15 protein-coding genes are annotated in these 16,604 nt (G+C 54.2%); 6 read left to right on the top strand and 9 right to left on the bottom strand.

The window, feature by feature from the left end:
- Positions 1 to 116 precede the first annotated feature (116 nt).
- The 9 genes from buk to Pelsub_RS14885 form a co-directional block, all read right to left on the bottom strand.
- Entirely contained in the window at positions 117 to 1,187 is a 1,071-nt protein-coding gene (gene buk, locus Pelsub_RS14925; protein ID WP_116226084.1) for a butyrate kinase, read from the bottom strand.
- 1 nt (position 1,188) lies between these two features.
- Positions 1,189 to 2,106: a phosphate acyltransferase gene (locus Pelsub_RS14920; protein WP_116226083.1), complete on the bottom strand. Its 918-nt coding sequence runs from the start codon at positions 2,104 to 2,106 to the stop codon at positions 1,189 to 1,191.
- 4 nt (positions 2,107 to 2,110) lie between these two features.
- Positions 2,111 to 2,695, bottom strand: a complete 585-nt coding sequence (locus Pelsub_RS14915; RefSeq protein WP_116226082.1) for an indolepyruvate oxidoreductase subunit beta — start codon at positions 2,693 to 2,695, stop codon at positions 2,111 to 2,113.
- Positions 2,695 to 4,470 carry an indolepyruvate ferredoxin oxidoreductase subunit alpha gene (gene iorA, locus Pelsub_RS14910; protein ID WP_116226081.1) on the bottom strand — a complete coding sequence of 592 codons (1,776 nt, stop codon included), beginning with the start codon at positions 4,468 to 4,470 and terminating at the stop codon, positions 2,695 to 2,697. The genes Pelsub_RS14915 and iorA overlap by 1 nt, the downstream gene beginning before the upstream one ends.
- An 82-nt stretch (positions 4,471 to 4,552) precedes the next feature.
- Complete coding sequence (locus tag Pelsub_RS14905; protein WP_116226080.1) at positions 4,553 to 5,287, bottom strand: FadR/GntR family transcriptional regulator; 735 nt, start codon at positions 5,285 to 5,287, stop codon at positions 4,553 to 4,555.
- A gap of 30 nt (positions 5,288 to 5,317) precedes the next feature.
- Entirely contained in the window at positions 5,318 to 6,529 is a 1,212-nt protein-coding gene (locus Pelsub_RS14900) for an MFS transporter (protein WP_116226079.1), read from the bottom strand.
- A gap of 719 nt (positions 6,530 to 7,248) precedes the next feature.
- Entirely contained in the window at positions 7,249 to 8,703 is a 1,455-nt protein-coding gene (gnd, locus tag Pelsub_RS14895) for a decarboxylating NADP(+)-dependent phosphogluconate dehydrogenase (protein ID WP_116226078.1), read from the bottom strand.
- Positions 8,704 to 8,736: 33 nt separating this feature from the next.
- Entirely contained in the window at positions 8,737 to 9,294 is a 558-nt protein-coding gene (locus tag Pelsub_RS14890; protein WP_116226077.1) for a GNAT family N-acetyltransferase, read from the bottom strand.
- Positions 9,295 to 9,567: 273 nt separating this feature from the next.
- On the bottom strand, positions 9,568 to 9,918 hold the full coding sequence (locus Pelsub_RS14885) for a transcriptional regulator (RefSeq protein WP_116226076.1): 351 nt from the start codon (positions 9,916 to 9,918) through the stop codon (positions 9,568 to 9,570).
- A 217-nt stretch (positions 9,919 to 10,135) separates the two neighbouring features.
- Between Pelsub_RS14885 and Pelsub_RS14880 the strand changes: the two genes are divergently transcribed.
- From Pelsub_RS14880 to Pelsub_RS14855, 6 genes are all read left to right on the top strand, one after another.
- Positions 10,136 to 10,756, top strand: a complete 621-nt coding sequence (locus tag Pelsub_RS14880) for a Crp/Fnr family transcriptional regulator (protein WP_116226075.1) — start codon at positions 10,136 to 10,138, stop codon at positions 10,754 to 10,756.
- 62 nt (positions 10,757 to 10,818) lie between these two features.
- Positions 10,819 to 11,787 carry a nucleoside hydrolase gene (locus Pelsub_RS14875; RefSeq protein WP_116226074.1) on the top strand — a complete coding sequence of 323 codons (969 nt, stop codon included), beginning with the start codon at positions 10,819 to 10,821 and terminating at the stop codon, positions 11,785 to 11,787.
- Positions 11,788 to 11,803: 16 nt separating this feature from the next.
- Positions 11,804 to 12,748 carry a nucleoside hydrolase gene (locus tag Pelsub_RS14870; RefSeq protein ID WP_158675149.1) on the top strand — a complete coding sequence of 315 codons (945 nt, stop codon included), beginning with the start codon at positions 11,804 to 11,806 and terminating at the stop codon, positions 12,746 to 12,748.
- A gap of 236 nt (positions 12,749 to 12,984) precedes the next feature.
- On the top strand, positions 12,985 to 14,184 hold the full coding sequence (locus Pelsub_RS14865; protein WP_116226072.1) for a trans-sulfuration enzyme family protein: 1,200 nt from the start codon (positions 12,985 to 12,987) through the stop codon (positions 14,182 to 14,184).
- A gap of 132 nt (positions 14,185 to 14,316) precedes the next feature.
- A complete protein-coding gene (locus tag Pelsub_RS14860; RefSeq protein ID WP_116226071.1) occupies positions 14,317 to 15,354 on the top strand; it encodes a LacI family DNA-binding transcriptional regulator in 1,038 nt (345 codons plus the stop codon).
- A gap of 133 nt (positions 15,355 to 15,487) precedes the next feature.
- Entirely contained in the window at positions 15,488 to 16,561 is a 1,074-nt protein-coding gene (locus tag Pelsub_RS14855; RefSeq protein ID WP_116226070.1) for a BMP family lipoprotein, read from the top strand.
- Positions 16,562 to 16,604: the final 43 nt, after the last annotated feature.

Below are 16,604 nucleotides of genomic sequence, written 5' to 3'. Positions count from 1 at the left end.
TATTTTCAAATTAATTATAGTCTTCATTGTTCGGCGGGAAAAAGAACAGAGGTTGGCCGATGGTCTGGCAGCCTCTGGATTCATGCTATCTGTTGATCGCATGGGGTAGCTCGTGTTTATGCTTTGTAAACTGTGGCTGTTTCTTCTCCACGCAGCACGCGCCCCACACCCTCGGCCAGGGCTTGCATCTCGTTCTCACCAGGAATGATCGTCACCGGGGCGATGAATTTTATGCGTTCCTCAATGCTGCCGGTAAATTCCGCGGAATGGGCGATACCGCCGGTCAGGATGATGGCGTCCACCTGCCCGTTGACGTCCACGGCCAGCCGTGCAATGCTCTGCGCCACACTGAGCGCCATGGCTTCCAGCACCAGCGCGGCCTGCGCGTCACCCGTATTAGCCAGCTCCTGCACGGCGCGCACATCGGCTGTGCCGAAATGCGACATCAAGCCGCCCTTGCGCTGCAATTGCTTCATGATTTCCGGGTAAGCTGCGCCGCTCTCAAATACCTGCTTGAGCAGTTTGTAATTGGGCAGGGCGCCGGCGCGTTCGGGGGAGAAAGGCCCCTCATCGTCCGAGACCATATCGATAATGCGTCCGTGGGCGTGCAGGCTGAGCGTGATGCCGCCGCCCAGGTGGGTGACGATCAGGTTGACCTGGCGGTAATCGATGCGCTTATCCGCGCAGTAACGCAGGGCGGCCGCGCGCATGTTCAGGTTGTGGCCCTGCCCGTGGCGGCGGATGCCCTTCAGGCCGGTGATGCGTACCAGTTCAATCATTTCGTCCACCGTGACGGGGTCGTAAACGTAAGCCTTGATGCCCAGCGGCTGGGCAATAGCGTAGGCGATACCGGCTGCCAGGTTGGAAGCGTGCTGGTTGACCGGGCGCTTCTCCAGCACTTCAAGCATATACGGGGTTACTTCGTAAGCGCCGGCTGCCAGAGGCGGCAGCAGTCCGCCGCGCGCGGCAATGGCCGCCAGCTCGTCCAGCGCCAGCCCTTTGCGCTGCAGCGTCTCACGCACCAGTGCCAGACGCATGGGCAGCTGTTCGGAGATGGCTTTGAAAGAGGATAATTCAGCCGCCAAATGTTCGATGTTTTCCTGCCATAAAGGCTGACTGCCGGTATACAGCGCAATCTTGGTCGAGGTGGAACCGGGATTAATCACCAGGATTTTGTCTTGAGCCATATCAGTCCACCTGGTTATGTTCAGCTGCCACTGCGGCCAGTGCGATGGAGAGGAATTTCTCTTCGCTGCCGGAGCCGCGCGAGACGATGATCACAGGCACTTTGGCGCCCACGATAATGCCGGCCATGACCGATTTAGCCGTCACACTCCAGGATTTTCCCAGAATGTTGCCGGCTGCCAGGTTGGGTACCAGCAGCACGTCAAAGTCGCCGCTGTGCGGGCAGTCGCTGCCCTTATAACGCGCAATCTCGGCGTCCATGGCGATGTCGTAGGACAGCGGCCCTTCCACGATGCAATCAGGGATCTCGCCGTTCAGGTTCATCTGCTTGAGTTGGTCGGCTTCCACGGTTTCAATCATCTTTGGGTTGACCTTTTCAACGCCGGCCAGCACGGCCACCTTGGGACAAGTGTAGCCCATGGCGTGCAGGGTCGTGACGGCGTTGATGATGATGTTCTTTTTATCTTCCAGGCTGGGGTAAACCACCATGCCGCCGTCCGTGTTGACGATCAGCTTGGGGTAATTGGGCAGTTTGTTGAAAGCCATGTGCGACATGACGCGCCCGGTGTGCAAATTGTTCGCTTTATCCACCACCGGTTTGAGCAGGTCGCGCGTTTCTATGATGCCTTTCATCAGGATGTTGGCCCGCTTGGCTTTGACCAGATCGACAGCTTGCTGCCCGGCGCTTTCGGCCGAGTCGGCCGCCACGATCTCGAAATCGGCCGGATCGCCGCCCTGGCCGCGGATTAGCTCGTGGATTTCCGGCGCGCCGCCCACCAGCACAGCGTCCGCAATGCCTTCCTCGTGAGCCTTCAACACCGCTTCAATGACGTGCGCATCCTGCGCCCCGGCTACCGCCAGCACACTGCGCGTCTGCGCGGCACGCGCTTTCTCTACGATCTCGGAGAAATCCCGGTACACCTGCCTACGCCTCCAGCATGGCGGAACCGGCGTCAAAAGCCGCCAGGTTCATCTCCCTGGATTTTTCCGGCACGTTTTCGGCCACGACTTTTTTCCAATCGATCTTATTATCCAACCCCAGCAGCTTGACCATGGCGCTCAACAGCACAATATTTTGCGCGCGCATGTTTCCCAATGACTGCGCGGTTTCCGCGGCCCGGATTAACTTAACCGAGGGCACTTCAGCCTTCAACCTGTCATAAGCTTCGTGTGGATAAACCGCGTCGCCGGTCAGCACCGGCATGGGATAAATTTCGCGGTCGTCCATGATGAGTGAGCCGCCCGCTTTCAGGTAGGGCAGCGCGCGCAGGGCTTCTACTTTCTCGAAGGATACGATCAGGTCGGCTTCGCCGATACCCAGGTTGGGAGAATAGACTTTTTCGCCATATTTGATCTGTGTGGTCACGCTGCCGCCGCGTTGGCTCATGCCGTGGATCTCGCTCATTTTGACGTCGTAGCCCATCTCGGCCAAACCGGCCGTGATGATCTTGGAGATCAGGATGGTGCCCTGGCCGCCGACACCCACCAGAAGGATACTCTTGATTGTCATTATTCACCTACCTTGGAAATTACGTCGAAATTGCACATCTGCATGCACAGCCCGCAGCCGTTGCAGGTATCCTGGGCGATGACGGCTTTGCCGTCTGCAAAGGAGATGGCCGGGCAGGCGATCTGCAGGCATTTCTTGCAGCCGCGGCATTTCTCCTCGTCCACTTCACAGTACTTGCCGGCGTTGGCGCGCGCGACTTCTTTGAGCAGAGCGCAGGGGCGGTTGGTGACGATCACGAAAGGCCCTTCGATTTCTGCGGCTTCGTCCAGCGCGGCGTTGACAGCCTGGTAATCCAGCGGGTCGACCACACGAATGCGATCATCGCCGATGTCGGTGGCTTTGATCAGCTTGACCAGGTCGATCATGTGATTGGGTTCGCCCATCAGGTTGATTTCGGTGCCGGGGTTCTGCTGGTGGCCGGTCATGGCGGTGATATGGTTGTTGAGCACGCAGGCCACCACGTTGGCATTGGAGCTGACCACGTCGATCAGCGAGTTCAGGCCGGAATGGAAGAAGGTGGAATCGCCTACCATACCCAGCACTTTGCGCGAATCGCCCTGCAGCGCCAGCGCCTTGGACAGGCCGATGGTGGAGGACAATCCGGCGCCCATGCACAGCGAGTAATCTGAGGCGCTCAGGGGCGGGTTGGCGCCCAGTCCGTAGCAGCCAATATCGCCCACGGGCACGAAGCGCTTCAGTTTGCGGCTGAGCGCGTAGAAAAAGCCGCGGTGGCCGCAGCCGGCGCACATCACCGGCGGGCGGGCAGGCGCTTCCAATTCCACCCGGTAAGCCGGTTCCGCAGGGATTCCTAACAACGCTTCGCGCACGATTTGGGTGTTGAGTTCGCCGCAGATCGGAATGCGTTCCTTGCCGATCACGTTGGTGAAACCCAGCGCCCGGATGGCATTCTCCAAATACGGGTCGTTCTCTTCGATCACGTACAGGGTCTCGAACTTCTGCGCGAATTCCGTGATGAGCTTGCGCGGCAGCGGATAGGTTAAACCCAGTTTGAGATACGAAACGTCCTCGCCGAAAATCTCACGGGCGTACTGGTAAGAGATACCGCTGGTGATGACACCCGCGCTGGCGCCTGGATTATATTCCGCGTAGTTTATCGGGCAGTCGTTGGCGTATGCTTCCATTTCGATCAGCAATTCCTCACGGGCCACGTGGCGGTTGCGCGCGGTGGAGGGCAGCAAGGCGAATTTCTTGATATCGCGATAGTATTTTTTGACCGGGACGTCTTCGCGTTCCTGCAATTCCACCAGGCCTTTGGAATGGCAGATGCGCGTGGTCATGCGCAGCAGCATGGGCACGTCGAAGCGTTCGCTCAATTCGAAACCCAGTTTGGTGAAATCCTTGCACTCCTGCGAATCGGAAGGCTCCAGCAGGCCAATTTTGGCGTGCGGGGCGAACAGGCGGTTGTCCTGCTCGTTCTGCGAGCTGTGGCAGCCCGGGTCATCGGCGCTGACCACTACCAGCCCGCCGTTGACGCCGGCATAGGCCATGCTGAAGATGGGGTCGGCGGCTACGTTCATGCCCACGTGCTTCATGGCGGCCAATGCCCGTGCCCCGCCGATGGCCGCGCCGGAAGCGATCTCTGTTGCCACCTTTTCATTGCACGCCCACTGGCAATAGATGTCGTCTTTGTATAAGGCTACATTCTCGAGGATTTCCGTGCTGGGGGTGCCCGGGTAAGCTGCCGCTACCGCGCAGCCGGCTTCGTATGCGCCCCTGGCCACCGCCTCGTTCCCACTGAGTATTTGTTTTTCCATATAATCCGACTTCTCCTTTTTCCAAAATGTTTTTATAAACGTCCCGGAGGGCGTTTTATTTCACCGGATAGTCCTCTTCAGGTTATAAGCTGAGATCATCGCGGAACCGTTCCAGGTGGTGGTGCATGAGTTCCTGTGCCTTTTTGCTGTCCTGTTGGACAACCGCCTGATAAATCTCCATGTGCATTTCCAGAATATCCCGGCACATTTTGCGGCTTTCTTCCTTTGGGTATTCGTGCAATCGGGTGCGCAGCAGGTCCAGGATGATACGGCTGAGCACGCGGTTGACAATGCTGAGCACGCCGTTATGGGCGGAGGCGGTCAACAATTCGTGAAATTTAATATCGGTGGTGATGAAGGCGTCCAGGTCATCCGTAACGGCCCGGGCGGATTCCAGGCAGGCTGCCATGGCCGCCAGGTCGGCTTCCGTGCGCCGTTCGGCTGCCCAGCCCACGAAGGCAACTTCGTTTAATTCACGGTATTCCAACAGTTCCAGGTGGCTGATTTGTTTCAGTGAGATCATGTTCTCCAGCGGTTCTTCCACGCTGGCGCTGGTGATCTCGCGCACTACCGCGCCGCCGCTGCCGGGGATGGTATGAATAAAGCCCGACCCTTCCAGCATGCGTAGCGCTTCGCGAATGGGCGGGCGGCTGCGCTGCATCATTTCCATCATATTGCGCTCGGAAGGAAGGCGGTCGCCGGGTTTGAGGTCGCCACTGATGATCATGTCCTTGATCTGGTCGTAAATGGCTTCGGATGCCCTCCGGGTTTCCACGGGGGCTAACTGCACTTCACTTTCCAAATTCTTTTGCGTCATGATTTCCTTTTCTGCAAATAAGATTGCAGCTTATTTTTTGATCAGGTATCCGGCGGTTCCACCCAGCAGGCACAATACCAACAGGACGTAAAATGCGCTCAGGTAGGATCCGCTGGCCACTTGCATGGTTCCGGCTAACGCCGGTCCCAGCAACGACGCGGGAATGATGTTGAGATTGACAATGCTGAAATTCACGGGGAAATTTTTGGGCCCGTACATGCGGTTGACGAACGATGCGCTGGTGGGGGGCACTCCGCCGTAAGCCAACCCGATCAGGATAAATCCGGCGATCAGCAGGGGAATGCTGGTGAGGGAAATGGCCGCGATCAATATACTCACGGCGATTACTGCGATGCATGCGTCGATCAGGATGGTTTTGCGTTTGCCGATCAGGTCGAAGGCACTGCCGAACAGGATGCGGCTGGCGCCGTTGGTCACGGAGACCAGGCCGGCCACGGTGGTGGCCAGGGCGATGGGCATGCCAATCTCCTGTGCGATGGGCACTGCGTTGCCGATCACTGCCAGGCCGGAAGCGCCCATGAACATGGTGAAGGAGGAATACAGCCAAAAGGAGGGTTGCCGGATCATTTCTTTGGCTTCCAGATCGACAACCGCTTGGTCGGCGGCCGCGGATCGATTCGCGGATGCGGAAAATTCAAATTTTGGCGGGTTTTCTTCGATAATGTGCGTGCTGATGGACAACAGGAATGCGGAGATGATACCGAAGATAATAAAAGTTCCCTGCCAGCTCACGATACCCATTAAATAAGTGGCCAGGTTACTTAATAATAAGCCGCCGAAACCAAAGCCCATTAACAGCGATCCGGAACAGAAACCGGGTTTATCCGGATACCATCTTGCGAACAGCCCCAGGGTGGCGTTGTAACCCAGGCCGACCCCAAATCCGCACAGAACGCCGTAGGTGAGATAGATTCCCGTGAGAGTATGAATGCGCGTGGCGCCAATAAAACCGCTGAGAATGAAAAGCGCCGACAGGTACAGCGTCTTTCGAAAACTGGCTTTCTTGATCAGAAAGCCCGCGGCGATACCCCCGATGCAGAATGAAGACATGGAAATGGTAAAGATGAGCGAGGTTTGCGACCGCACCCAGCCAAAAGTGGTCTCCAGGGGGGTGATGAAAACGGACCAGGCGTAGATCAGGCCCAGGAACAGCATCATGAAGAAGCCGTAGATCAGATACGGCCATCTCTTTACGCGGACAGCAGGGAGTGTAGATTCCATTCGATAACCTCGTATACTGTTAATACCAGTTGATTGTACCGATTGTGCCCGTGGCTGTCAATTGTTTGGAGGAATTTGTACCAAATGTCATCCTGGGCTTCGTTATGGCTGAGTTCTGGATTGTCTTGTAGCCCGCACATTCTTGTGCGGGGAAACGACACACAATTCCTTCTCCCCATGGGGGATCGCGAAGCATTCCCTCGGGGAAGAAGGTCAGGATGAGGGGGCATTGCGAATAAAGCCGTTCTCTCGGCGGGAATTGAATTCCGCCCTACATTTACTTTGAATATCGAGAAAGCGTGCTCCTTCCCCCAAAGGGGGTCGCGAAGCATTCCCTCGGGGAAGAAGGTCAGGGATGAGGGGGCAAGTGAGTCGAGAGAATCCTTTCCAAGGGATTGTTGCGCGAATCTCGCGCTTGAAAAGCTCGGGCCTGTCAGAATGGCACAGATATGAAGCTCATTGCGATTTCCCCTCACCCCCGGCCCTCTCCCTTGGGAGAGGGAGATTGTTTGTTGCCCACACATTGGCTTGCCCTTTCTGAACAATGTGCAGGATGAACATGCAATTCCTCCTCCCCTTTGGGGAAGAAGGTCGGGGATGAGGGTTTTTGCGAATAAAGCCATTCTCTCGACGGGAATTGAACCCCGCCCTACGGCAGGTGCGTTTCGGAAGGACTTTTAAAAACAAAAAGGCGGCTATAGGAAGCCGCCTTACATTCACTAAGCCTGATAAGCGTTCGAGGTCACGTCCCCGCCCTGGCCGGTCCAGTCGGTATGGAAGAATTCCCCGCGCGGCTGGTCGATGCGTTCATAGGTGTGCGCGCCAAAGTAATCGCGCTGGGCCTGCAGCAGGTTGGCCGGCAGCCAGTCGCGCCGGTAGCCGTCGTAGAAGGCCAGCGCGCTGGACATGGCCGGGGTGGGGATGCCGTGCTCGGCGGCCGCCGCCACAACCCGCCGCCAGGCCGGTTGGGCCTCGGTGATCTCGGTTGTGAAATAAGGGTCCAACAGCAGGCTGGCCAGCTCAGGCTGTTTGTCGTAGGCTTCCTTGATCTTGCCCAGGAAAGCCGAACGGATGATGCAGCCGCCGCGCCACATAAGCGCCACGCCGCCATAATTGAGTTTCCAGCCATATTCCTCGGCCGCGGCGCGCATCAGCATATAGCCTTGCGTGTAGGAAATGATCTTGGCCGCGTACAGTGCGTCGTGCAGGTCGGCCAGGAAGGCGGCCTTGTCGCCTTGCAGGGCAGCCTGCGGTCCGCTGAGCACACTGGACGCGCGCACGCGTTCGTCCTTCAATGCCGACAGTCCGCGGCTGAGCACCGCTTCCACGATCAGCGACAGGGGAATGCCCATCTCGAGCGCGGAAATGCCGGTCCATTTGCCGGTGCCTTTTTGCCCGGCGCTGTCCAATATCTTGTCCACCAGCGGTTGTCCGTCGCTGTCTTTGTAGGCCAGGATGTTGGCGGTGATCTCGATCAGGTAGGAATCCAGCTTGCCTTTGTTCCACTCGGCAAAGACCGCGGCCATCTCGTCTGCCCCCATGCCCAGGCCTTCCTTCATAATGTGATACGCCTCGCCGATCAACTGCATATCGCCGTATTCGATGCCGTTGTGCACCATCTTGACGTAGTGCCCGGCGCCGTTCTCGCCCACCCAATCGCAGCAGGGCTGTGGCGGGTCGCCGGCGCGGGCGGCGATGCTCTGGAAGATGGGCTTGACCAGCGGCCAGGCCTTGGGCGAACCGCCCGGCATGACCGAGGGGCCGAAACGCGCGCCTTCTTCGCCGCCGGAGATGCCCGTGCCGATGAACAGCAATCCCTTGGATTCCAGGTAGGCCGTGCGGCGGATGCTGTCGTGGTAATTGGAATTGCCGCCATCGATGATCACATCGCCGGGTTCCAGCAGGGGAATGAGTTGTTCGATGGTATCGTCCACCGGCTGCCCGGCTTTGATCATCAGCATCACCAGCCGCGGGCGTTTCAATTGGCCCGTCAGTTCTTCCAGCGTTTTGGCGCCGCTGATCTTGCGCCTGGCGGCACTGCCTGCCAGAAATTCTTCTGTTTTGGCAAACGTGCGGTTGAATACCGCTACGTGATAGCCGTGATCTTCCATATTCAAAACCAGGTTCTGGCCCATGACGGCCAGCCCGATCAAGCCGATATCTGCTTTTTCCATCCGATACTCCTGATTCTTTCTTCTATTATAGATTTAACTCTGGGCGCGGGCTGCCAGCCATTCCTCACGCAGCAGCGCGTACCACTGCTCGTCCACCCAGACGCCTTTCAACCAAAGACTTTGGCAGAAGCAGCCTTCACAACGGAAACCCAGGCGTGTCAGCAGATTGACTGAACCTGTGTTGGCCGGATCCACATTGGCAAAAACACGGTGCAGTTGCAGGTCGATAAACAGCGCCTCTAATAAACGTTCGACGGCTTCAGCGGCGTAACCCTGCCCTTGAAACGTGGGTGCCAGGGTGAAAGCAATTTCAGCCTGGCGGTTGTCTTCGGACAGGTAAAAAGCGCAATCGCCAACCAACGCCCCATCTTCCTTGTGTTCCAGTGCGATTTGGTACCAGTGGCCGGGTTGTCCTGGCTCTATGGGCAGAATTTCCCGGATGAATTCCTTGGCTTGTTTGAATGTAAAGGGAGCGGCCCAGCCCTGGTAACGCGCCACCTGCGGGTCGGAGCGGTAGTCGCTGAAAACCCGGGCATCTGTTTCCCGGAAGGAGCGCAGGATTAAACGGGACGTTTCAAGTGGTAAATCCATGACTAATGCTTCCTCTTTACATTTATTGTATGTCAGCCGGCAAGAGAACCGCATAAAATGTTAATAAGAATCCGGCCATTCGGCCGGATTCTCTAGATGAAAAAAGTAAGATGACTTTGCATCTTTACTCTTTGATATCATTCTATACCAAATTTACAACTGAATTATCAGAAGAGTGTAAAAAGATTCGGTATTGAAAAAAAAGAAGTAGGCTGAGCAATGTCGAAGCCTACTTCTTTTGATTTTTTGTCGCGGATTGATGGAACGCGCGAATTATTTCTTCTTGTCGCGGTCGAAGTGCGGAATTTCTTCCGGCAGATCCAGGCAGATTTCAACGAATCCGGAGAATTTGCCGTCCAGATAGTAAGGGGTTTGATAGACCAACTGCTTCTTACCGTTCTTGGTAATGGAGTAAACATTCCTGGATTCGGTTTCGTAAAGGCCGCGCACCTTGGTTTGGGTGGGTTCCGGATGGCAGGTAATGGCATCGCGGCCCATGATTTCGTATCCACCGTCTTTTTCGAACATCTTGGCGGAAGCGTCGTTCATTTGCAGGATGGTGCCGTTCTCGTCTGTAACGGTAATGGCTCCGGGGAACACTTTATACCAGTTATTATTTTCCATTTGGATTCTCCGTTAAAAGATAATTAATTGAATGGCGCTTATTATAGCTGATGATTTTAACCATTCGATCCCGAGTGGAAAAACCCATGATTGCGGGATTGTGGTGGTTTTCGAGCCGGTTTGGATATAATTTAAAAAACGGACCAACAGAAAGGGGTGCAATATCAGAAGGATCAGCGACCCGAAAAGGAAGGAATTTTATCTTTCCCGATATGCGTTGTATGACCATATTCCCGAACGTATCATCGCGCGTATGGATTTGCAGTGCTACGAAAAAGGTGAATTCCTCTTCCGACAGGATGAGGAGATCCACGCTGTTTTCTTCCTGTTGGAAGGCAAATTGCAAGTCGATGGACTGCACCCTAGCGGTAAACAGGTGGTTTTCTCCATGGATGAGCCTTTTTCGATCGTCGGTGACCTGGAATTGTTCAATGCGCAGAGAGTTGCCGCGAACGTCCAGGCAATGCAGGACAGTTTAGTGTTTGCCATGCCGGTAGATGTCATCCGCGATTACTACATGGATGATCCCCACTTCTTGCAATTCTTCATTCGCTACCTGACGCAAAGACTTTACCTGGACGTACCGCTGATCATGCAGGCTTCCCTGCCGGCCGAAACCCGTCTGGCGCGTTACCTGCTGTTGGATTGCCATAATCAGGGAATGGTCATCCGGCTCGAAAATCGTGAATCCATCTCGGCACTGTTGAACATTTCAGCGCGGCATATCAACCGCATTTTTTTGCGCTGGTCGCAGGCAGGCATCATCACAAAAAAGAACAAACAGGTCCAGATTCTGGATTTACAGCGGCTGCAAAAATTGATGAAAAACGGGACCTAGGTCCTTTTTTGAATAAATCCCATCGCTTATTCTCCTGATAAATCAATTGCACGGGAGAATCCATGAAGCGCGTTTTGATCGACACCGCTACGGCAGCACCGGAGGTGGTGGCTTTGGTTATGGCTTTAAGCGAACCGGATATTCATGTGGAAGCCATCACTACAGTCATGGGCAAAGTGCCTGCCGGCATTGCCACGCGAAATACATTATTGAGCATCACAGCAGCCGGAACCTATCAACCGCCGGTTTTTGAAGGTATTGCCAAACCCATGTTCCATGAACAGCATGATGCATCCCTGATTTTCGGTGCGGATGGCTTGGGGAGCCTGTCGGTTGCGCAGCATCCCGCGCAAACTAAAGAGGTTTTGCATGCGGTGGATGCCATTATCAAAACGGTTTCGGAATGGGGCGAAGCGCTTGAGTTGTTATGCCTGGGACCGTTGACCAACGTAGCCCTGGCCATCACCAAAGCGCCGCAGGTCATGCGCCGGCTTAAGCGCATCACCCTCACGGGCGGGGCGGCTTTTGAAGGCGATGCTAACCCGATGGCTGAGTTCAATATCTGGCAGGATGCCGAGGCCGCCGATATCGTCTTCAATTTTGGCGTACCGCTGGTCATGGTTACCGCTGAAGCGTCCGATGCCTGTGCCGGCCTCAGTAAGCAGGACCTGGATAACCTGGCCTCAGGCCAGAATCGGCCTTCCGGTTTTGGACAGGATTGCTTTAATACCCTCCTCCAACTTGGTGAGAAAAACCCTGACGCGCGTTCGCTGCTGTTTTCCAGCCCGCTCGCTTTTGCGGTGCTGGCCAGGCCGGAACTGATTCAAGACAGTTTCGCGAGTTATTCACGCGTAGAAACGCAGGGCAGCGCGCAGGTGTATGGAGCGACCGTAAATGATCGGCGTACAGACGAAACCCATCCCTTCCGGGCCAATGCCAGTGAAACCATCGGCGCTTTCAACTGTCAGGTGGTGCATCGCGTTGACAGCGCGGCTTTTGGGCAATACTTGTCCGGGCTATTGGTGAAATGACATGGGAGAGAAATCAATGCGAAAAATTATCATCGATACGGATACGGGTTCGGATGACGCGGTAGCGTTGGTCATGGCGCTGCGCGACCCCAGTGTACGCGTACTGGCGTTCACCACGGTCTCCGGAAATATCAACGTTGACCAGGCAACTTACAACGCACTGCAATCCATCGAATATGCCAATACTTACAAACCGCCGGTCTATAAGGGCATTGCCCGGCCGTTGTGCTTCGAGAGCGAAAATGCCAGCCAGGTGCACGGCATCGACGGTATGGGCGATGTCGGTTTCAGGGCGCCAACTCAAAAAGAAGAGAGCGAACACGCTGTGGACGCGCTCATCCGTATCATTGGGGCAGGCGAAGGGGATATCGAGCTGATCACCATTGGCCCTTTGACCAACATTGCGGTAGCCATGCTGCAGGCGCCGGAAGTCATGCGCAAAATTCCGCACATCACCATCATGGGCGGCGCCAATTTCTTCAGCAACCCGCATACACCCTGCGCCGAATTTAACATCATGGCCGATCCGGATGCGGCCGCCATTGTGTGCAATTTTGGGGTGCCGTTCACTATGGTCACCCTGGAAGCCTGCCAGGTAAACGGCGCGCCGCTGACCGACGAAGAAATCGACCAGACGCGGGCGGCCGGCGAGACGGCGGCATTTTGTATGGACTGCAACTGCACTACTTACGACTTGGCCGAAAAGGTATACGGTTATCGGGAATTGGAATTGCCGGATCCGGTCACTTACGCGGTCTTTTCCAACCCCGATCTGATCAAGACTTCATTCCCGGCTGAGACTCACGTGGAAAGAGGCGGAACTTTTACACGCGGCACGACTGTCTTCCGTAAGAAGAAAACGATCTTTGAGGAAAGAGATTTGAAAATTAACTCGACTATTGTGACTGAAGTGTACGGCCAGGCATATAAAGCTTTTCAATACGACCTCATCAAGGATTGACCTCCTGATCAGGGTGAGTGAGGTGTAGATAATGGTGATGGATTACAGGTATTCAATACTGTTAGTTGTAATGCCTCACTCACCAACTAAAAATGCCCAAGTATGAAGGTATTTCACTTGTTTTTCGATGACGAACTTTAGCGAAATGTGGTTTAATTAGTGTATAGTTTCACGCGCAATCGTTATTACAATTCAAGGCAATCGTATTGCCTGATTATTAATTTAAGGAGATTTTAATGGATGACGAAAAGCGCAAAAAACTAACCCTCGAAAGTCGTATGGTTTATTACCCGCCCGAACCGGGTTCCATGTCGGTCAGCGACCCGATCTACATGGCCAGTAATTTCCAATATACCCAGGATATCTATCAACGCATTCTGGATGGCGCCCGCAAGGAAGTCAACATCTACTCTCGCTGCGGTAATCCCAGCGAATACAAATTCGAAGAACAGATGGTGTATATCGAGAATGGCGATAGCTGCCTGGCGACTGCTTCCGGCATGGCCGCCATTGCCATTACGCTGTTCGGTTTGCTGAAGAGCGGCGATCACATCGTCTCGGATTGGACCACTTACAGCACCACGCATGAGTTTCTGGATCACCGTTTCACCGATTTCGGCGTGGAAACTACGTTTGTAGATTCCTCCGACTCGAAGATGGTGGAATCTGCTTTCCGTCCCAATACCAAGGTGCTGTATTTCGAAACCATCGCCAACCCCACCATGAAGATCTCGGACATCGAGGCCATTGTGAAAATGGCGCATGACCGCGGTGTGATTGTGATCTGCGATAACACTTTCGCCAGCCCGTACGTCTTCCGCCCGTTGGATTGGGACGTGGACATCTGCCTGGAAAGTGCCACCAAGTTCATTGGCGGCCACAATGACGCTTTAGGCGGCACAATCACGCTCAAAAACGGCCTGCTGCCGGCAGATACACTCGAAAAGATCCGCTGGTCAACATTGACCAAGCTGGGCGGCTCGCTTTCTCCCTTTAATGCGTGGCTGCTATTGCGCGGTATCCAAACCCTGCACGTGCGCGTGGAGAAACAATGTAAAAACGCCATGATCCTGGCTAATTACCTGGAAAAACACCCCAAGGTGCAGCGCGTTTGGTACCCCGGACTGCCCTCGCATCCCCAGCACGAAATTGCCAAGAAGCTCCTGCCCAAGTTCGGCGCCATGCTGACTTTCGAGGTGGGCGATGAGCAAGCGGCCGTGCGCGTATTGGATGCACTCGAATTGAGCACCTTTGGTGCCAGCCTGGGCGGCGTGCGCACTACCACGCAGGTACCGGCCACCATGGCTTTCCTGGATGTACCGCCGGACCAGAAGAAGTTGATGAACATCCGCGATGGTATGATCCGCATTTCGGCCGGTTTGGAAGACCCTGATGATTTGATTGCGGATTTTGAACAAGCCCTAAAATTGTTGTAAAATTGGCTCATACTTAATTGTCTGGACGAAAAAAGGACAAATGGCATTAAAAGCACTAAAACATGACATTTGTCCTTTTATCTTAAAAATTGTTGCGCGGGGGGAATGATTCTGTTATTATCGTAATAACGATTGCGCAAACGTATTTCTGCGGAGGGCCCCATAAGTACCATTAAGGAAGTAGCTGAGAAGGCAGGTGTTTCTGTTTCTACTGTTAGTCACGTGGTTAACGGTACCCGCTACGTCAGCGATGATTTGAAAAACAAAGTGTTGTCAGTGATGGAGTGTTTGGACTATCAACCAAACCGCATTGCCCGCAGCCTGCGTAAAAAACAAACCAACTCCCTGGGTCTTATTGTGGCGGATATCACCAACCCGTTTTATTCTGAAATTGCCTGGAGTATTGAATACCTGAGCTATATCCAGAATTACAGCGTTATGCTGTGTAACTCGGATGGTGATCCCGAAAAAGAACAGTTTTACTTGAATCAGTTATCCCAATGGCAGGTGGATGGCATCATTCTGGTTTCTTCGATGATATTCCCGACGAAGATGATCTCAGTAGGTGATGGCAGCCTGCCTATTATTTTAATTGACCATGATTGCCCCGGATACGATTTCGACACGGTCTTGATCGATGATTTTTATGCCGGGAAACTGGCCACGGAGCACTTGATCCGCTTGGGGCATAAACGGATTGCCTGCATCACCGGTTCCAAAGAAACCATTCCCAGCTATAAGAGAGTGTACGGATATAAAGCTTCCCTGGAAGCGCACGGTCTGCAATATGATCCGGCGCTGGTCCTGCGCGGTGATTTTAATATCATCAGCGGCGTGAACTGCACCAACCGTCTGCTGGAAATGGAAGACCGGCCCACCGCAATATTTGCCTGCAATGACCTGATGGCAATGGGTGTGATGCAATCTGCGTATACCCATGGGTTGAGCATCCCCAACGACCTGTCTGTTGTAGGCTTGGATGATATCTATTGGGCGAAGTATACGGTACCGCCATTGACGACCATCAAATTACCGGTTCACCAACTGGCCGAGGAAGCAGTGAAAAACCTGTTAAGCCGTATTGAAAGTCCTGATAAAGCCTGCCGAACGGTAACATTGGAAGTCCATTTGGAAAATCGCGCATCAACTGGTCCGCTAAAAAATTATTGACCTCACAGCGGATGGATTTTTTCTTTGCATAAGATTGTTCTTATGATTATTGGTGAAGGAGGTGGTTGTAGCGTATAGGTACTTTTTAGTGGTAAGTAAATAAAAATTAGTCAAAAAAATTTGAGGAGAAAAAATGAAAGCAAAAAAAATCACGATCTTTAGCCTTTTAGTTCTGGGCGCATTATTATTAGCCGCTTGCGGTTCCGCAGCTGCTGAAGAACCGGCCGCGGCAGCTGCCGACAGCACTGGTTTGCCCGTTCCCGCCGAAACCAAGGTTGTTCACGTTGTAAATGGTACCTTGGGCGACAAGTCCTTCACCGATTCCGCTCACCGCGGTCTGACCCAGGCAGCCGAAGAATTCGGTTTCGAATTGGTCACCAGCGAAGCTGGCAATGATCCCGCGAAATGGGAACCGGCCTTGATGGATGCCGTTCAGGATGCTGATGTGGATGTTATCGTTGTTTCATCCGCTGACCTGATGGAAGCATTCCTCCAGGCGGCAGTTGATTACCCCGAGAAAACCTTCATCATGTTCGACAACCCTGTCGACTTCACCGCTGGTGATTACGGCAATGTCTACGCTGTGCAATACAAACAGAACGAAGGCTCATTCCTGGCTGGCCTCTATGCCGGTCTGATGAGCAAAACCGGTATGGTTGGCGCAGTTGGTGGCATGGATATCCCCGTCATCAATGACTTCATGGTTGGTTACGTACAGGGCGCCGGCGAAGCTGGCATCCCCGCGGAAAATGTTCTGATTCAATATGCCAGCAGCTGGAGCGATCCCGCCAAAGGCAAAGAATTAGCCCTGACCATGTACCAGCAGGGTGCGGATGTTGTCTTCCAGGTTGCCGGCGGCACTGGCGAAGGCGTTTTCTACGCTGCGCAAGAATCCGGTAACTGGGCAATCGGCGTTGATTCCGACCAGTACGCAATTGAAAAAGAAACCAATCCCGAATTGGCCGACACGATCCTGACCTCCATGCTGAAGAACGTGGACAAATCCCTGTATCGCGCCATGAAGATGTACTTTGAAGGCACGCTGGCCGTAGGCACCAACGAAGTTCTGGGTATTGCCGAAGACGGTGTTGGTCTGGCTTACAACGATTACTACGAATCCATGACCCCGCAGGACGTCAAGGACACCATCGCCGCGACGCAAGAAAAAGTAACCGCTGGCGACATCGTCATCGAGACCGTTTTCTAAAAAATAATGTTTAAATAGGGCAGGGATTCTATTCCCTGCCCTT

The organism is Pelolinea submarina, from assembly GCF_003966975.1.
Lineage (GTDB): Bacteria > Chloroflexota > Anaerolineae > Anaerolineales > Anaerolineaceae > Pelolinea > Pelolinea submarina.
This window is presented reverse-complemented; position numbering and strand designations above follow the sequence as displayed.